The sequence below is a fragment of the Paenibacillus sp. N3/727 genome (genome assembly GCF_022637315.1).
Taxonomy (GTDB): Bacteria; Bacillota; Bacilli; order Paenibacillales; family Paenibacillaceae; genus Paenibacillus_AQ; species Paenibacillus_AQ uliginis.
On record NZ_CP093336.1, the window covers coordinates 3,618,231 to 3,635,129 of the forward strand.

The 16,899-nt window shown below is 41.8% G+C and carries 19 protein-coding genes; 3 read left to right on the forward strand and 16 right to left on the reverse strand.

Features of this window, described 5'->3' with window-relative positions:
• The first annotated feature begins 13 nt into the window (after positions 1 to 13).
• Positions 14 to 1,210, forward strand: a complete 1,197-nt coding sequence (locus MNQ98_RS16500) for an MFS transporter (protein ID WP_241929238.1) — start codon at positions 14 to 16, stop codon at positions 1,208 to 1,210.
• A gap of 175 nt (positions 1,211 to 1,385) precedes the next feature.
• On the opposite strand, the gene MNQ98_RS16505 is transcribed toward MNQ98_RS16500, so the two are convergent.
• Positions 1,386 to 2,363: a BadF/BadG/BcrA/BcrD ATPase family protein gene (locus MNQ98_RS16505; protein ID WP_241929239.1), complete on the reverse strand. Its 978-nt coding sequence runs from the start codon at positions 2,361 to 2,363 to the stop codon at positions 1,386 to 1,388.
• 234 nt (positions 2,364 to 2,597) lie between these two features.
• Positions 2,598 to 3,500 (reverse strand): LysR family transcriptional regulator, encoded by a 903-nt coding sequence (locus MNQ98_RS16510; RefSeq protein WP_241929240.1) that lies wholly within the window; start codon positions 3,498 to 3,500, stop codon positions 2,598 to 2,600.
• 146 nt (positions 3,501 to 3,646) lie between these two features.
• On the opposite strand from MNQ98_RS16510, the gene MNQ98_RS16515 reads away from it, so the two are divergent.
• A complete protein-coding gene (locus tag MNQ98_RS16515) occupies positions 3,647 to 4,315 on the forward strand; it encodes a DJ-1/PfpI family protein (protein ID WP_241929241.1) in 669 nt (222 codons plus the stop codon).
• Between the two features lie 227 nt (positions 4,316 to 4,542).
• Here MNQ98_RS16515 and MNQ98_RS16520 read toward each other — a convergent pair whose 3' ends face one another.
• The 5 genes from MNQ98_RS16520 to lpdA all read right to left on the reverse strand — a co-directional run bounded on the left by MNQ98_RS16520 (position 4,543) and on the right by lpdA (position 8,757).
• A complete protein-coding gene (locus MNQ98_RS16520; protein WP_241929242.1) occupies positions 4,543 to 5,166 on the reverse strand; it encodes an acetate uptake transporter in 624 nt (207 codons plus the stop codon).
• 139 nt (positions 5,167 to 5,305) lie between these two features.
• A complete protein-coding gene (locus tag MNQ98_RS16525; protein ID WP_241929243.1) occupies positions 5,306 to 6,754 on the reverse strand; it encodes a serine hydrolase domain-containing protein in 1,449 nt (482 codons plus the stop codon).
• A gap of 131 nt (positions 6,755 to 6,885) precedes the next feature.
• Positions 6,886 to 7,056 (reverse strand): hypothetical protein, encoded by a 171-nt coding sequence (locus MNQ98_RS16530; RefSeq protein ID WP_208919630.1) that lies wholly within the window; start codon positions 7,054 to 7,056, stop codon positions 6,886 to 6,888.
• Between the two features lie 22 nt (positions 7,057 to 7,078).
• Entirely contained in the window at positions 7,079 to 7,273 is a 195-nt protein-coding gene (locus MNQ98_RS16535; RefSeq protein WP_241929244.1) for an H-type small acid-soluble spore protein, read from the reverse strand.
• Between the two features lie 107 nt (positions 7,274 to 7,380).
• Positions 7,381 to 8,757, reverse strand: a complete 1,377-nt coding sequence (gene lpdA / locus MNQ98_RS16540; protein ID WP_241929245.1) for a dihydrolipoyl dehydrogenase — start codon at positions 8,755 to 8,757, stop codon at positions 7,381 to 7,383.
• A 188-nt stretch (positions 8,758 to 8,945) separates the two neighbouring features.
• On the opposite strand from lpdA, the gene MNQ98_RS16545 reads away from it, so the two are divergent.
• Positions 8,946 to 9,530 carry a TetR/AcrR family transcriptional regulator gene (locus MNQ98_RS16545; RefSeq protein ID WP_241933942.1) on the forward strand — a complete coding sequence of 195 codons (585 nt, stop codon included), beginning with the start codon at positions 8,946 to 8,948 and terminating at the stop codon, positions 9,528 to 9,530.
• Between the two features lie 38 nt (positions 9,531 to 9,568).
• Here the strand turns inward: MNQ98_RS16545 and MNQ98_RS16550 are convergent, their stop codons facing one another.
• The 9 genes from MNQ98_RS16550 to MNQ98_RS16590 form a co-directional block, all read right to left on the reverse strand.
• Entirely contained in the window at positions 9,569 to 9,991 is a 423-nt protein-coding gene (locus MNQ98_RS16550) for a DUF3995 domain-containing protein (protein WP_241929246.1), read from the reverse strand.
• A gap of 477 nt (positions 9,992 to 10,468) precedes the next feature.
• Entirely contained in the window at positions 10,469 to 10,981 is a 513-nt protein-coding gene (locus MNQ98_RS16555; RefSeq protein ID WP_241929247.1) for a TetR/AcrR family transcriptional regulator, read from the reverse strand.
• A 110-nt stretch (positions 10,982 to 11,091) separates the two neighbouring features.
• Positions 11,092 to 11,841, reverse strand: a complete 750-nt coding sequence (locus MNQ98_RS16560; RefSeq protein ID WP_241929248.1) for an alpha/beta fold hydrolase — start codon at positions 11,839 to 11,841, stop codon at positions 11,092 to 11,094.
• Positions 11,822 to 12,265, reverse strand: coding sequence for a pyridoxamine 5'-phosphate oxidase family protein (locus MNQ98_RS16565; protein ID WP_241929249.1), 444 nt, complete (start codon positions 12,263 to 12,265; stop codon positions 11,822 to 11,824). The genes MNQ98_RS16560 and MNQ98_RS16565 overlap by 20 nt, the downstream gene beginning before the upstream one ends.
• A 4-nt stretch (positions 12,266 to 12,269) precedes the next feature.
• Positions 12,270 to 12,710: a MarR family transcriptional regulator gene (locus MNQ98_RS16570; RefSeq protein ID WP_241929250.1), complete on the reverse strand. Its 441-nt coding sequence runs from the start codon at positions 12,708 to 12,710 to the stop codon at positions 12,270 to 12,272.
• A 432-nt stretch (positions 12,711 to 13,142) separates the two neighbouring features.
• A complete protein-coding gene (locus tag MNQ98_RS16575) occupies positions 13,143 to 13,469 on the reverse strand; it encodes a hypothetical protein (RefSeq protein WP_241933943.1) in 327 nt (108 codons plus the stop codon).
• Between the two features lie 364 nt (positions 13,470 to 13,833).
• A complete protein-coding gene (locus MNQ98_RS16580) occupies positions 13,834 to 14,280 on the reverse strand; it encodes a DUF6933 domain-containing protein (RefSeq protein WP_241929251.1) in 447 nt (148 codons plus the stop codon).
• A 423-nt stretch (positions 14,281 to 14,703) separates the two neighbouring features.
• Positions 14,704 to 15,978: a Gfo/Idh/MocA family protein gene (locus MNQ98_RS16585; protein WP_241929252.1), complete on the reverse strand. Its 1,275-nt coding sequence runs from the start codon at positions 15,976 to 15,978 to the stop codon at positions 14,704 to 14,706.
• Between the two features lie 32 nt (positions 15,979 to 16,010).
• Positions 16,011 to 16,898: a carbohydrate ABC transporter permease gene (locus tag MNQ98_RS16590; RefSeq protein WP_241933944.1), complete on the reverse strand. Its 888-nt coding sequence runs from the start codon at positions 16,896 to 16,898 to the stop codon at positions 16,011 to 16,013.
• Position 16,899 lies beyond the last annotated feature (1 nt).

Consider the following 16,899-nt stretch of genomic DNA (forward strand, 5'->3'; position numbering starts at 1 on the left):
AGGAGATACACCTTTGACTAAACAACAAAAGCTTTTGACTATAAATTTATTTTTATTGACTTTCGTATTGGGAACGAGTGAATTTGTCATTGTCGGGTTGTTGACTGAAGTGTCAACCGACTTAAATATTGCAATTTCAACAGCAGGAGCTCTGGTATCGACTTTTGCCATATCTTTTGCAATAGGTACGCCAATCTTGACGGCTCTATTCAGCCGATTCTCCAAGTACCCTCTAATGCTTGCCTTGATCGCTGTATTTATTGCTGGCAATATCCTAACCGCTTTATCTGGGACATATGCTCTGCTTCTTGTTTCCAGAATAGTCACTGCCGTTGTTACCGGAGTTTTAATCGCTCTCGCAATGGCAGTTGCCAGCGAAACCGTGTCTACCGAAAAGAGGGGTGTAGTTATTTCAATCATCTTTACGGGGTTTACAATCGCTAGCGTAATCGGGGTCCCTCTTGGTACCTATATCGGACAATGGGGCGGTTGGCATATGGCCTTTTGGTTTACCGCTCTATTAGGAATCGTCTCTCTGATCGTAAGCTCGGCAACTATTCCAAAAGGGCTAAAGGGAACGCAGAATTCATTAAAAAAACAAATCGGATTATTAACCAATTCTCGTATTATAATCGCATTCTTTATTCCGGCGTTAAGCATTGGAGCGACATATACCATATATACTTATCTAACTCCTTTGTTACAAGAAGTGCTTTCTGTCCCGGAACGGTATATTAGCCTTGTTTTTTTACTTTACGGAGTTGTATCTATCTTCAGTACTCTAATTGGCGGGAAATTGGCAATCCACAACGGAATCGGAAAGCTTCGGTATGTATTTTTAATACAATCAGCCATTCTCGTATCGCTTTATTTTTCATCCAACTCGATTGTCGGGGGATTGCTTAGCATATCATTCATTGCCCTTATCGTTTATACAATGAATTCCACTATGCAATTGTATTTCATTGATCTGGCAGATAAACATTTTCCGTCAGCCAAAGATCTAGCTTCGTCTTTAACTCCTGTGTCCGTAAACGTCGGAATTGCGATTGGATCAGCTCTGGGAGGATTTGTAACGACGAACATGGAACTCATCGATGTTTCTTGGTTTGGAGGGATCATTGCGATCGCTGCCTCGTTGCTGACCTTTATCAGCTATAATTTAGACAGAAAAGCAATTCTAAATAAAAATATGAAGTCGTCCATATAACTGTCAGGGATATAGAGCATATAATAAAGCCGCTCTATCGCGGATCGGCGCGATGAGCGGCTGATATATGTACGATTTTTCTTTTACGGACGAGCCCCATCTCAGCATAGGTAGCCATTGGGTGGAACACCTCAGAACATATATCCTTAAAAGATCTACCAAGTTCTCTTCTACTCTACCATGTCGAATGAGGGTGGTCCCTAATTAATTCAATAGTTTTAGAATCAACCGGTAAGTCTAAACTTTTAAGTGCCATCATCACAGCACCGGATACTGCTGATAACTCGGGATTATTAAAACGATATCGTTTATTTTTACCGGATTGCAAGCTTTCAATAAACTTAGATTTCATATAAGGACTATTGATGACACTTCCTATACCCGTTACGGATATGAGGCCGGATTGGAAGAATGATCCAAGAATCTCCACTCCAACCATGATTTGATCGATGGCTTTATCGCATACGCTCTGAGCCAATCGGCTCCCTTCCTGAGCGGCATTCGTGATGGTTGAGGCCATCTCTCCAAATTTTTTATCTCGTTCCCTTCGATCCTCTATAAATCCTCGAGCCGCTAGAGTACGAAGTTGATCTAAGTTTTCAACATTCCAATAGGATTGAATATTACGAACCATCGTCTCATCTGATCGTTGAATATTCCCAGCCAGTATTTCGAAAATTGTATCATATGAAAGAAATCTTGCAGCACTCTCGGCATAATGATGGAAGTCATTATTTTTGAGTTGAATCCCTTGTTCAGTAACTGCAAAAATGATCGATCCCGTACCTGACACAACCACGATACCAGGCTTCCCCAAGAAAGCTCCCGCATGCGCAACGACGGAATCGTTCACATACCATTTCGGACAATGTAACCCATCAACATCGGTTAAACGTTGAACCCACTTTAAGTCTTGCTCAGACTCGTAACCAGCTATCCCCGCATATATTCCTTTGACTTGATCGATGGAGCAATCAGCTATGGAAAGCGCCGTTTGAATGGTTTTTTGAACATTTTCGTGGGCGTTACTGTCTTTATGGATCGACGATGCCCCGCCTTTTGCATAGGACAATATATGTCCAGACAAATCGCTGACCATGACTCGCGTTTGCGATCCGCCCCCATCAATTCCAATAACTACTTCATGAACCATTTCAGAGGTCCTCCTGTCTATCAAATCATGTAAACCTGTCTGATGCTGACTTCAAGTTGTGGACGGAGCACATTCATGAGCTTGCACAAACGATCAACTTCTGTAAGCATTATTATATTTTCTTCACTTCAACTAAAAATCCCTTCTTAACTAAGCTATCCTGTCCGTTAAATGATTTATCCCACATTGTCGATTATTGATCGTATTTGTGTTAGGTTCGCTCCTTATCGTTTCTCACATGCGCGTAATGAGTGCAGATGGCTTTATCAATTCTGACTTTACTAATCTTGCCGGATGACTTAACTCTCTGTTCTTATGAACAATTAATCCATGCATAGAATAGCTTTCTGGACATAAAGGAAGTACTTTAAAAGTGCCTGCGTCGAGTTCATGTTGCACCGCAACTTCCGGAACCAAAGCAAAACCAATCCCGCATGCAACGGATTGTTTAATCATTTCCAGACTCGGGAGTTCAATTGCATCCTTCACCTGAATTCCCGCCTCCTTCAGAGCCTTACTGGCATGTGTATGGTATAAACATATAGTTCCGAAACTGATCAATATTTCCTTGTTTAATCGGGAAACTCCTTCAGTCTCTACGTCCATCATCAAGGTATTGGATGCGATAAATATCAATTTCTCTTCAACCAAAGGATAGAATACAATATCATTCCGCTTTGGATCACGGGGCAAGATTCCAAAATCAATTGCATGTTCAAGCACTTGATCCAATATATCCTGATGGAACCCTGAAGAAATCCGCAATTTCACTTCTGGATATTCCTTCCCAAAATGCTGCATAAACGAAGAAAACCGTGTCAAAAAAAAGGATTCCTGCATACGAAGGTACACCGTGCCTCTCGGCTGTTCCATCTCATTCATAGCATCCTCGATCGTAGCTCCTAATTGAACAAATTGATAAGCATATTTCAAGAGTTTTTCACCAGCCGCTGTTGGTTTTACACCACGAGACAATCGGTGGAACAATTTCTGTTTACACACTTGCTCTAACAATTGAATATGGGTTGTCACCGTGGACTGAACATACCCCAGTTTATCCGCTGCACGACTAAAGCTTTTTTCTTCCATCACGACAATAAAGGTTTTAATAAATCTCCCTTCCAGCAATTCAATCACTATAATCCTCCTCCTGATATCGAAAAACGAAATGTATTGTATTGAATTATATCATGACTGCAATACCTGATTTCATGATATCATAATTTCCGAAAGAACATAAGAAATAGATTTGAAAATTCGATAGGAAAGTGAGAGGAGTATTTATGAGTAAAAAGCAAGGTTTTAGAGTTGGTGTCTATGTTTTCAAGGATGCTGAGGTCGTTGACTATGCGGCACCTTACGGTGTGTTCTCTGTCGCGCGGAGGTTGGATCCAGAGCTTGACGTATTTCTTGTCGCAGATTCATTAAGACCCGTCCAAACCCAAGCGGGCCTTACAGTGCATCCCAATTACAGTTTCAACGAAATGCCTGATATGGATGCATTTTTGATTCCCGGCGGTTTCGGAACTCGTCAGGAAACCTATAACAAACGACTGCATCAATATATTTGGTCTCTGCCCGAGACAACATTACTGACCAGCGTTTGCACCGGTTCTTGGATATATGGACAAATGGGACTTTTGGATGGACTGCCTGCGACTAGCCGGAAGGAACCGGATCGTCTGGAAGCGTCCGAAATGGGCAAAGTGCCGATTGATCGCCTTGCCGAGATCGCGCCGGCTTGCATAATCAGCAGAGCGCGCATTGTCGATACCGGTAGAATCATTACTGGAGCCGGCATCGCTTCCGGCATGGAAATCGGATTCCATTTGTTGAGACGTGCCGGATATGACGAAGGCTTCATCTCGGATGTAGCTAGAGTGATGGAGTATTCCGAAGCGTACAATGTGTACAAAGATGATATTGAGTATTTCAAGCAAGCCGCTAAATAAACCGTCCGGCTTTGTTAAAATCCCTCAACGTAGACAAGACAATATTGTTCCGCGTCGACCGTTCTCCAGTATTTTACTGCGTGGGCGGTCGTTTCTCTTTTTGTGAACTCGGTCTTAGCAATTTCCAATGAATAAAGGATGCTCTCGTCCAAATAAAAAAGCCGCTCTATCGCGGATCGGCGCGATGAGCGGCTGATATATATATTTTATTTCAATCGATATTCCTTTTACGGACGGGCCTTGAAAATACCAAATGGACGACCGATAGGAAGAAACACTTTTCCAAAGTGAGTATTCAACACTGCTGCACCCGCGCCATAGAACGAGAGAAGAGCAATACCCATTTCAGCATAGGCAGCCATTGTGTGGAACACCTCAGAGGCGATTCCGAATGCATCAAAAGTCAGGCCCACAAAAAGCAGGTCGATCATTACGAAAATAAAGAATAATACTTTATTTGTCTCCATGGCTCCAATCGTCATGAGTACGGAGAAGATGAGATAACCAGCAAATGCAAATCCGAGCTGCTTGCCGTCAGCGTTTGTTGCTAAAACTTCGCCGAATACGCCGAGTTTTACCAGCCAACTGCATGCAGTCGCGAACCAGAAGAAAGCATATGCACCAAAAGCAGTCGTGCCGAATGTATTGTTGTGTTTAGAATCAAGAATCGAAGCGTAGAGCTGCGCAAAAGCACCGAGGAAGATAGCCCATGGGATAACGAGGCCGAGGCCTTCAGTCAAACCGAGCTTTTGTGATGACGCAACGAACGTAACGATAGCCAGTCCAAACAAGCCGATTGCGCTTGGGTCGGCTGTTACGATTTTGATGTTAGTATTCTGTTGATTGTTCATGGTAGTAAAAAAGCCTCCAATAATTTCAGGGGTGATCCTGTATAATATGTCATTCTGCCGATACCAGAATAGTACTGATCTATTCTAACGGAAAATATACATTTCGCAAAGGGGAGAATCCTAAAACGGAAAAAACAAATCATACTTGAACATTCATTAAGTTCCCAGTTACTCTATAATCTGATATGTTAAGAGACACATTCATATTGAATTGAAAATCTATCGTCTCGTCTTGGAACTCTATTATATAAGTGACCACGTATGGAGTTTCGATGTAGAAAAGAGTAAGTTGTAACGTATTTTCATCTTGCCAAGAAGCATGAGTGATAACCTCTTGAAGATGCATGGATAAATCTTTATTGAATACATCCTTAGTATGCATCGCTTTCGTAAAATCAAATGGTAAACTTTTGTCTCTATCATCCCCATAGAAAACTTGAAGTTTCAATTGTTCATCCTTCAGGTGGAAGGAAACTTTTTTAAGTCCATGGGGATTGTCATTCATCATATAACAACTATTATTTACAATCGGTATGTTAACGGGAACAGGCCGAATTGTAGGAACAGAGTGGTTAAAATTAGATAATAGATTTTGCAGTTCGATATTGTCTTCAGGATAATAGAAAACATTCTTGTCTAATTGATCGAAAATACGTTCATAAATTAAATCTAAAAGTGTCTGTAATGGCTTCATATTCTTGAAGCTAGAAGTTGCCGCAATGACTATATTTTCTTTTGGAGCTACAAAACATAATTGACCAAAAGCACCATCGCCCCTGTAACAGCCGCGCCGACATAAATGAAATTGATATCCGTAACCTTGTGCTGAATCTATTCTCTCTGCTCCTGCACGATTATCACTTTGTTCTGATGTAGCCAACTTAATGAATTGCTCTGAAACAATTCTTTTCCCTTCGTAAACCCCTTTATTTAAGAGCATAAGACCAAATTTAGCTATACCTTCGGTTGAAATGCTCAGTCCCATTCCACCTGCTGTAATGCCCAATGGGCAGATTTCCCATGATGGTCTTGGTAACCCTAGTGGTTCAAATAATCTAGACATTAAAAAATCAACCATGTTTTGACCTGTTACTTGTTCAATGATTGCAGACAGCATGTATGTAGAATGGGTGCTGTAACGATAGTGGCTTCCCGGTTCATGTTCAACATCTAAAGATAAAAATGTCTTTACCCAGTCTTGTTCCTTAGCTACTGTAGCATAGATATTATCATGGTGCCCTGCGTTCATAGATAATAGATGATGTACGGTCATTTTCGCTAAGTTTGGAGTAATATTTCTCGGTAGTTTTTCAGGAAAAAAAGATATGACGTTATCATCTAAATCTAAATATCCGTTATCCCATGCGATACCTACAGCTATAGAAGTAAAGCTTTTGCTCAGAGAATATAATAGCTGTGGACTATCCATACGATATGGTGAGCGACAAAATTGAGCGGTAGCTTTGCCATCTTGTAACAAAATAAGAGTGTTTACTTCTAATTTTAGTTGTTCTATTTTTGTGAAAAACTCTAATAACGCCTTCGAAGATAGCCTATGATTCTCAGGAATATCGGTTGATATTTCCATAATATACTCCTCCTACTTCGTCATTTTATCTTCAGTAGATAACTATTTCTATTGTCTACATACACTTACCTTCTATTCGCCATACATAAAAAGCACGCAGCAGGTTAGCCTGTGCGCGCTTGGGCCATTCACTATTTTTCCTCCAACTCATCCGGTATATCGTATTTATTGATATGTGAGGTTATCGCTGCAACTGCTTCGCTGGCATCCGTCGTAGCAGGTACTTGTCGCACTACATCATCCGTATCGTCATTAAAATTTAAACGGTCGGCCTCGATCTCTTTTTGCTTATTTTTTTCCATCTTCTCAACACCTCCTCACCTCTTATATAAGCTCCTGATCTTGTTCTGTTAACGCGTACAAAGGGACTTCCCGCTCCTCTTCCGGATTATTTAACGCATAGATGCGTGCCGTCTCACTTTGCTCGTCTACATGTTGAATATAGATCGCTGTCCCATCACACAACACATTCGCCATTTCGGGGGAGGACGCTATTTCTTGTGCTCTTTGAACATTCATACAGAAAGACCTCCCTTACTGAGTAGAGTTCGTCTTTACTATGCACAAGGTAAATATCTGTTATGCATACTTCATTCCAGCGCAAAAAAAGAGACTCAAGTAGCTGGTTAGTTCATTTTTACAACGGCGTTCTCAGCAGCTTCCATAATGACTTCCCCCAACGTAGGATGAGGATGGATGGTTAAGGCCAAGTCTTCCACGCTCGCGCCCATCTCAATAGCTAGAGCCATCTCCGAGATAAGGGTCGAAGCCTCCACCCCTACGATTTGCGCGCCGATTACGGTTCCCGAGGTTCGATCTGCAATGATTTTGACGAATCCATCCGTAGCTTGCAACGCTAAAGCCCTTCCGTTAATCGAAAATGGTGACTTGCCGATGACAGTTGGAATGGCATTTTCTTTTGCGTCCGCTTCAGTCAGGCCTACACTCGCAAGCTCTGGCTCCGAAAAAACGACTAGCGGAATCGCCTTGTAGTCAACCATTGAGGTTTGGCCAGCAATCGCTTCAGCTGCAACCTTGGCCTCATATGACGCTTTATGGGCAAGCGCCGGACCTGCCGTTATATCTCCAATGGCGAATATATGCGGGATAGCCGTTCTGCATTGTTCGTCGGTATCGATCAATCCCCGATCTGTTGTGTGCAGATCAATACGCTCCAGTCCTAGATTTCCGTCAGTATTGGGTTTTCTACCTACGGTGACCAGTGCATAATCTGCCGTAAGAACATGCAGTTCCTGATCTTTGGAATAATGAAGCGTGACCGTATCGGAAGTTTGTTCCGCTTGTACGGCAGTCGCTTCCGTTATGATCGTTATGCCATCAGCTTTTAACTGCCGGAGAACTGGAGCCGTCAGTTCTGGCTCAAAGCCTGGCAACACTTGGCGACCTCCCTCCAAAATCGTCACTTTTGTCCCGAATTTTGCATACATCTGTCCTAACTCCACGCCAATATATCCGCCTCCGATAATGATCAGGCTGGTCGGAATACGCGAAAGCGAGAGAGCTTCTGTGGAGGAAAGAATTCTTCCACCAAACGGCAAGGCTTTCAGCTCGATCGGACGGGAGCCCGTTGCCAATATAGCGTGTTGAAAAGAAATCGTGGATTCCGCATCCATTTGTTTAATAGCAGCCGTATGCTTATCAACCAGGCTTGCTTCTCCCTCGATGATCGTAACTCCAGCATTTTTCAACAGAAATCCAACTCCACCAGACTGTTTGTTAACGACTCCTTCCTTGAATGCCTGTGCACTCATGAAGGAAGCCACGGCCTCCGTCTTATTCGATTGACGGAGAACTTGATAGCGATGAGATTCGGCAATCAACGCTTTCGATGGAATACAGCCTACATGGGTGCAGACTCCACCAATCTTGCCTCGCTCAACAATGGCCGTTTTCAGGCCAAGCTGAGCGGATCGCAGCGCTGCCATGTAGCCGCCGGGACCTGATCCGATAACCAATGTGTCTACAGTTACAAACTGACTCATACTCAGATACCTCCTGTATAAAAATAGATTTTAAAATATGATGATCATAATATATTATAGTCATCATATTTTAAATCGGTCAATGGCCCTCTTCATGTCCTAATCATAACAGCAGCAGAATTGACAGCTTTTATTATGATGACTATAATATTTTAAATGAACTATTTGGAGTGAGAGGAGCGATTGCGATGCCTTATCCAGAAGGCCACAAGGCGATGGTTCGAGGTAAAATCATTGAAAGTGCTGCCCGTGCTTTTCGCACAAATGGAATTCGCGACATCAGCGTTCCTTTCATAATGAAAGGTGCTGGACTGACACACGGGGGATTCTATGCGCACTTTGATAATAAAGAACAACTGGTTGCTGAGACCTGCCGTTATGCAATCGGCGATACGATTGCGTTCCTCCAGAAAGCTGCCGAACAGCAGAAACAAAGACCCCCAATCCATGTGGTCATTGATTACTACCTCAGCCAGCAGCATCGGGACAGTACGGATTTTGGTTGCATCCTTCCTGCCCTTTCCAGCGGAATTTCACGCTCTTCTGAAGAGGTAAGGCAAGTCTACACCGACGAGTTGAAACGGATGATCGATTTTATTTCAGATGTTGCGAATATCGACTATGCTACAGGGTCCAGCTTGCTTAGTTCGATGGTTGGAACACTTATGCTTTCTCGATCTGTCAACGATCCTGATATGAGCGACAATCTACTCGCCGCAGGTAAGCAACAAGCGAAAGCGTTAATTTTCACTCAAGAGTCCGTCATCCAATGATGGACCAAAGTCTTTTATACTTAAAGTAAAAATACCGATTAAAACAAAAGAATCGTACATGTTAGCCCGAAATACAAACAAAGCGGACTATATAACCATGTATCATTTCTCGCGAATACTGTGTGATTTATTTTCTTGAAAAATCCTATATGTCTAAAGTCACCAATCGCCCGAAGAAAGAAAACTGATGCGCAAACGATACACCCAATTCTTGTTATGGTATTTGCTATAAAGTAGTGTGTATAACCACCCTGAATCAGAAGAATGAAGCATACGATTAGAATAAGAATAGCCACAAATAGTGTACCTACCTTCCCAGGAACAAAAGCAGGTTTATACTCCCCCGCTCTCGAAGGTATGGCCGCCTGGATACCCCAGCGACCCCCATACGCCCAATAAACATGTATGATGCTGATTAGAGCCAAAAGACTTACAGTTGATAATGTCATAACGAGTTTCATAATAACGCCTCCAAAATCACCTTATTTAAACTTGCTCAACAAATCCTAGCAAGGTTTCCAAGAACATTAAACATAGCAACAATTTCGTTTGCGGCCTAGGGAGTGCACGAACTAAAATTAGTGAAAATATAAAAGTCAGTACATTATTTACTTGGCAAATATAATTCAACAAACTGGGTCCCATCTTAACGTTAATCATTACTAAATTAATGCTAGCGTTTGAGATCACTGCCAACCCACCGCTTACGAACCATATAGATTCTTGGGTCATGGATTTGTATATTCTGGGTGTTATCCAAATATGAATAATCCCCAAAAGCATTATCATTAATGCCACAATAAGGTGAAATGTTTTTATATAAAAATCTCCTTTCTCCATAAAAGGGGTTGTTAGAAATACATAAACATACGATTACGTATGTTTATGTATTTTTTATGTCCCTATGGATCGTAAAACCACATTAGGGACATGCGTAATCACATACTTAATAAAATCACAAACATTTTCTCTATATCAAAATTGGTATTGAACTCAAACCTAGTCATCCACCCTACATAAGTTAAATATGTAAGTCTAGCCCTGTCCATCGCTTCTGAAAGCGTCAGCCCCCGCCTTTGATACAGTCTGGAAATACAATTAATTCTTTGTTCCTCAATATCAACTAATCGGGTTGCCACGATAGGATCATGTTTGGCCCAGGCATAAATGCCAATCTCAATTTTCTTGTCTCGATTGATACTAATGTGAAGCAGCTGTTCCAATGAGGAATTATCTTGTTCTATACTATGAATGATCTGTTTAGTTGCATAATCTTCCCAGTAATCCATCATGGAATCTAGAAGTTCTTTACGGTCTCGAAAGTAGTGATAAAAACTACCTTTACTTATTTTCAGCTTCCGAGCAAGTATTTCGACACGAACTTCATGTATTCCAGCTTCGGCCAAGTTGTTCAATCCAGCTTTTACCCAGTCTTCCCTCGTTAATTGCATAATTCACCTCTAGATACGGTAGCGTATGTTTTCAATAGAATACATTTCGATTTTTATTTTGTCAATAGAGAGTCGATCTACTTTAATGGCATTTATACGAACTCTTATTATCAACTTTGTATTTCTAAGAATTGAAGAATGGTATCGTTTACAAAAACCGGGTTTTCTCGACTCATATGAGGTCTGTGGCTGCCACCAGGTACTACAACATAACGAGAGTTAGGAATTAGGCTGGTCACCCGTTTAAGTTCTTCCTCTGGAGCGAACTGATCATACTCCCCAGCAATAAACAAAGTAGGACAGCTTATACCTCTTAATTGGTCATCAGTTAGCCGAGGGTAAGTTCGCCAATCCCTTATTTTTTGTCTTAAAAACTCTTGCCAATTTCCTTGATGTGCATCTAGATGTCTTTCTTCCATCGATTTAATAAAATCATATTTCTTGTGTTTTATAAGCCATTCCGGTTCAAACTCTTCCGAACCCATGGATGCAACAAAGCCACTTTGACCAATAGAAGTCAGTGATGCAACTCTTTGGGGCTGATACATAGCACAATATAGAGCAACTCCTCCTCCCATGCCATATCCAATTAAATGAGCCTTTGGTATCTGCAGTTGATCCATAAATGCAAGAATATCGTCTGCGTGTTGTGGGGTGCTCCATTCGAGACTGCTGCTCCTTGTTCTTCCATGCCCTCTAAAATCCGGGAAGTAACAATTATACTTGCTTTGAAAATCGAGTATTTGACTAGAAAACGCTAATATTCCTCGTGAAAATCCACTATGTAAGAACAATACCGGACTTCCGAAACCCATCTGTTCATAATATATTTCTATGTTGTTACATTGAAGATATGGCACCCTCTATCAACTCCTCAATATTAAATATGTGTTTCTCTAAATTGAAGTAGTAGTTACCACTCTCTGAAGTAAACTCGTAGACACAATAGTCAGGGTCATCAACTCCAAGCGAATAATACTTTTCATCCCCTTCATTCCAAAGCATTCTTCTGCTTTCATTGTCTGTGCAAACTTTCATTTCCCCAATAAGCATAAGTCCATTACTTTCTCCGACAAAATAAAGACACGCCTTTTGATTCGTCAAAAACTGTCTTGTGCGTATTGAAGAAGTGTTCGTAGAAAACCAGAATTTTTCCAATCCGTTGTGTATCTTTTTAAACATCTGCTTTGAGTTGGGATAGCCATTTTCATCAACAGAACTGACTATTATGGTGTGAGCATCATTTACTAAAGACATGATTTGCTTAAGCACAACTGGATCCATTAGATTACTCCTCATAATGTTTTAGATTGTTAAGTACTTTAGCGAGCATATTGTCGAACTGGTAAATTTCCTCATCCGAGAATCCTTTGTAGAACAATTGATTCATCTGGGCTGAGACTTTATCGTAGTTTTTACTAAGCGCTTTAGCATGAGGTGTTAGCGTAATCAGCGTTTGTCTCCGGTCTCTTGGATCTTGATTCCGTTGTATGTGACCTTGCTCAGCCATTCGATCAAGCATACTAGTAAGTGTTGTTTTTGCAAGTGATGTCTTCTCACCAAGCTCTGTAATCGTTAAATTATCCTTCTGCCAGAGCACGAATAAGATGCGTCCTTGAGCACCATTAAAGTCCTCGATGGCATTTTCTTTTAGTAATCTTTCAAAAATTCTATTACTAAGCTGTTTAATTTGGGATATATAAAACCCCCCGCGTGTTTCTCTATTCATAAACACCACCCTTATCATACTATATAGGATAATACTATATGGTACTAATATCAAGTAGCTCGTCTAACTAAACGCTCAGTTTTTTATCTACCCAATAAGGTGCATCCTCCCATGGTTTCTCCCCACTTCTTAAATATTGCTGGACCCCACAATTGTGAATCGTTTCTGTCAAAGAAGCACCCATGTGCCAATTGAAAGGCTGTTGTAATAGACCTTTCAGTGTTTCCCGGCCGAGTATAAACAACTTTTCAAGATATTCCCAAAGAGTAATAGACTTATCTTTTTCACTCAAATAAACTAATAATTAAGAGCCATGGTTACTTTCCCCCTCGACTTTTATGGTCAACGGCCAACTAAAGTCCTCCCAATAAATTTATCAAGCTGCCCTTCTGATGGCAGCTTGTTTTTCATTATATTAAGCTATGCTGCCTGTTATCTCAACGCCCAGTTTGAAGGAATCCCACCATTAGAATAGTAACGGATTGCCTTTCCCTTCTCTTCAGCATACTTGATCTCTTTTTTTGTGCTGTTCCCAATGTAACCTCCAACATCAATTACAAATATTTCATCAGAAATATCAATCTTTCTAAAATGCAGGTTACCAAGTAGTTCAGCTTGTTCTTTAGTTATTTCAAAACCTTCGCTCTGCTCAAAGAAGGCAACGCTAATAACGATGTTACCTTGAAGTGTGAGAAATGCATTTGCTTGTTCGAATTGGTCTTTGAATTTTGTAGAACCGCATAAAGTAATTACTCGCATAATCATTCCCCTTCTCAAAATCCTGTTCGCTATTTCAACTCGTCTTGGATCATGACCAGCGAATGATGAATTTACTGGGATTCCAACTAATTTCTTTTCTTGTAATTGAACAATTTCAACTTCTAAAGAAATCTTCATTGACGAAACTTCCTTCAAAATGTCTTTTTAATTTCAGCTTGCAGTTATTTCAGCTAACGTTCTTGTATCTACGAGCCCAAGAGGCTTAAGGCGCACCCGCGCCTGGTCCGACGGACTTAACCTCGCAGGTTTGTTCGCTGAATCATCCTCTCTGCTTAATACTTCATGCGAACCAAGGGCGTAGATACGCTGTTAGTGATGCAGTGCCTCCCGGAGATACATACAGTTAAAAGTATTTTGCTTCTAGTGCTTTCTTGAATACATTAATAGGTTCTTCATAATCAATTGGTTTATAGATCATCGAGTTTAGCTGGGCACTAAGATCAAACGTGTGATTAAACTCCATATCGATACAATAGTAGGACATTTCATTCATGATTCCCAAAACACTCTTATTATTAGTTTTACCAATACGAATTTCTCCTGTTTCAAAGAAATATTGATCGATTTTGCTTCTTCTTACTCCCTCTAACAATAAATATTCTTTGAGATCTGCCTTAAATCTCTCTTGTAATTTGCCTAGTTGGGAACCCACCCTTATCCCATCGATGATTAAACATAATCGACTTGAATCATTAACAAATATTATATGTTTTCTTCTTAGTTGTAATATATTCACATGCCAACTAAACAGCGGGTCAACCTCTCCTAACTCAACTGGAGTTGCATTCATATAAGTTTCTGAGTGAATTTAAGTGCCAGCATAGTATTCGCTCCTCTGTATATTCGCACTGGTTTCGCATAACTAGATGCTTACGTACTTCGCTTATAACTCCATATTAGGTGAATTGCTAAACTTCGTAAATACCATCTTCATTATGATTGGGTAATATAGACATTGGCAATGTATACATGCTTTTGTCTTGGATTTCGCGCTTCCTACTTCGTGGCTTAGTAAAAGTAGGCCTCGAGTTCGGGTGGCTTCCCCTTGCCATAATCTATTAAAGAAAACAAGCAGATACCAAAAAGTAAAAACGGTAGCTTCGAGGTGACCCCTAAAGCTACCATTTTTATTCTTATAAGCCAAAAAATTTATCGGATCCGCGCTCATCAGTCAAATTAGTTACTTTTGGGACAGCCCCAAATAATTAGTGATTCAAGCCTCCACGGGCATGCGAAGCTGCTGTGCGAAATCCTGCAGCCGAATGCTGTTCCCATCCATTCTGGATTGTTCCGCGGCAAAAGCCATCAGATGACTTTGTACCGAATGATGTGCCGAGGTCAGCCCCTGGCTTTTACCGTCCTCACGCACCAACCGGAGGAAATCCATGATTAAGCCCATATCTCCGCCCCCGTGACCGACATGCCCGCCCATATCCTCAAATGAAATCCGCTCCACCTTACCGCTACCAAAGTGGATGATCTCGATTTCGTTCTTCTCCATCGCACCGCGAATTTCTCCCTTGGTTCCCATCAGCTTGAGCGTGCGACTAACGTCTCGGGTAAATGCACTCATCGTAAATGCAGCCGTGACGGAATTCGCGAATTCCAAATTCACGACCTGATGATCTACGACATCGTTATCACAATGATAGACACATCTGCCGTACGGCCCTTCCTGCAGCGCTTTATAGCGGGCCTCATAACTCAGATCATCGCTGATCGCCGAGGTTGGCCAATTCGTATCGCTCGTTAAATATTGCTTCGGCGCATAATAGAGACACTCGTCAGATACCGGGCATCCATCCAAGCACCGTAGCGCAGCTCCTTCCGGGGCTTGATCCGCCTTAAAATGGGATAATGATCCGAAAGAAGACACACGCACGCATTCCGCATCGGCCAACCAGAGCAGAATATCGAGGTCATGGCAAGACTTCGCTAGAATCATCGGACTGGATTCATCTTTTCGACGCCAATTCCCTCTCACAAAACTATGTGCTTGGTGCCAATATCCTACGTTCTCATTATGTTGGATGAACATGAGCTGACCAATGGTTCCCTGCTGCAACAATTCGCGAATCGTCGAGAAAAAATTCGTATAGCGAAGCACGTGACATATCGAGAAAACACGGTTCATTTGCGAAGCTTTCTCCCCCATGAGCATACATTCCCTCGCATCCGGAGACATCGGTTTCTCCAGCAATACATGATACCCCGCTTCAAGCGCCTTCATCGTGGGTTCGAAATGTTGCTTATCTTGCGTGCATATGAGCACGGCGTCTGCGAGTTTCGGTACGGCAAAGAACTCATCCCAATGTTCAAAGCACATGTCATCTGCAATGCTATGCTTCTCCTTGAAGCTATTCCGCCGTTCCACAACAGGCTCCGCCACGGCGACAACTTCGAGTTCATGCGGGTGCTGCAGTGCATAATCCAAATAATTCACACCTCGTAATCCCGCTCCAATTAATGCAACCCTAACCTTTTTCATCTGTCATCCTTCTCCTCTCAAGTTATATGGAACTATTCCTTGACGCTACCCACGGTCATCCCTTTGACGAAATACTTTTGCAAGAACGGATAAACCACCATAATGGGCAAAGCTCCCATAAATATTTGGGCCGTCCGAAGGGTTTTCTCGCTTAAATTCTCCATCGCCTTCAGCTGTTCAATTGAGATCGATGTCATCTGGGCGTTAATCGACATAATTAAGGTAGAGAGATACGTCTGCAAAGGATAGTTCTCTGGCGAGTTCATATACAAAATCCCGTCGAACCAGGCGTTCCAATGCCCTACAATGGTGAATAACCCGATGGTTGCAATCGATGGTAGGGATACCGGCAAATAGATTTGCCACAAGACTCTCCAATGCCCGGCACCGTCAATTCTCGCTGCTTCATCTAATTCTTTCGGGATCGATCTGAAGAAGTTCAACATCAAGACCATGTTCCATACATTTAAGGCACCCGGCAAAATCAGGGACCACATTGAATCGATTAAACCCGTATTTTTGACAACGATATAGGTTGGGATCAATCCGCCCCCGAAAAACATCGTAATCGCAAAAAACCACACATACGGCGTTCTATATTTAAATTGGTCGTTCGATTTCGATAGAGGAAACGCGGTAATGAACACGAGAAACATATTAACGGCTGTCCCCAGCACGACACGTTCAATAGATACCCATAAGGACCGGAAGAATTCAACCTTCTCGCCTAAGTACACATAAGCATCCCAAGAAAATCCGACGGGCCATAGCTTCACTTCTCCAGCCATTGCCGCAGTATTGGAACTGAGTGAAATCGATAACAAGTGAATGAACGGAATAATTCCAAGCAAGGTGATGCCTGTTAATACGATGGTATTGATCATGACAAAAAGTTTTCTGCTGATTGTTGGTTTGTGTATC

Excerpts from the sequence above, each read along its gene's own strand:
- MNQ98_RS16530 (WP_208919630.1), bottom strand. The coding sequence starts at position 7,056 with ATGGAAAAAAATAAGCAAAAAGAGATCGAGGCCGACCGTTTAAATTTT.
- lpdA (WP_241929245.1), bottom strand. The coding sequence starts at position 8,757 with ATGAGTCAGTTTGTAACTGTAGACACATTGGTTATCGGATCAGGTCCC.
- MNQ98_RS16565 (WP_241929249.1), bottom strand. The coding sequence starts at position 12,265 with ATGGATCCAGTTGTGCTTAAGCAAATCATGTCTTTAGTAAATGATGCT.
- MNQ98_RS16585 (WP_241929252.1), bottom strand. The coding sequence starts at position 15,978 with ATGAAAAAGGTTAGGGTTGCATTAATTGGAGCGGGATTACGAGGTGTG.
- MNQ98_RS16570 (WP_241929250.1), bottom strand. The coding sequence starts at position 12,710 with ATGAATAGAGAAACACGCGGGGGGTTTTATATATCCCAAATTAAACAG.
- MNQ98_RS16580 (WP_241929251.1), bottom strand. The coding sequence starts at position 14,280 with ATGAATGCAACTCCAGTTGAGTTAGGAGAGGTTGACCCGCTGTTTAGT.
- MNQ98_RS16505 (WP_241929239.1), bottom strand. The coding sequence starts at position 2,363 with ATGGTTCATGAAGTAGTTATTGGAATTGATGGGGGCGGATCGCAAACG.
- MNQ98_RS16550 (WP_241929246.1), bottom strand. The coding sequence starts at position 9,991 with ATGAAACTCGTTATGACATTATCAACTGTAAGTCTTTTGGCTCTAATC.
- MNQ98_RS16575 (WP_241933943.1), bottom strand. The coding sequence starts at position 13,469 with ATGCGAGTAATTACTTTATGCGGTTCTACAAAATTCAAAGACCAATTC.
- MNQ98_RS16555 (WP_241929247.1), bottom strand. The coding sequence starts at position 10,981 with ATGCAATTAACGAGGGAAGACTGGGTAAAAGCTGGATTGAACAACTTG.
- MNQ98_RS16535 (WP_241929244.1), bottom strand. The coding sequence starts at position 7,273 with ATGAATGTTCAAAGAGCACAAGAAATAGCGTCCTCCCCCGAAATGGCG.
- MNQ98_RS16525 (WP_241929243.1), bottom strand. The coding sequence starts at position 6,754 with ATGGAAATATCAACCGATATTCCTGAGAATCATAGGCTATCTTCGAAG.
- MNQ98_RS16520 (WP_241929242.1), bottom strand. The coding sequence starts at position 5,166 with ATGAACAATCAACAGAATACTAACATCAAAATCGTAACAGCCGACCCA.
- MNQ98_RS16545 (WP_241933942.1), top strand. The coding sequence starts at position 8,946 with ATGCCTTATCCAGAAGGCCACAAGGCGATGGTTCGAGGTAAAATCATT.
- MNQ98_RS16515 (WP_241929241.1), top strand. The coding sequence starts at position 3,647 with ATGAGTAAAAAGCAAGGTTTTAGAGTTGGTGTCTATGTTTTCAAGGAT.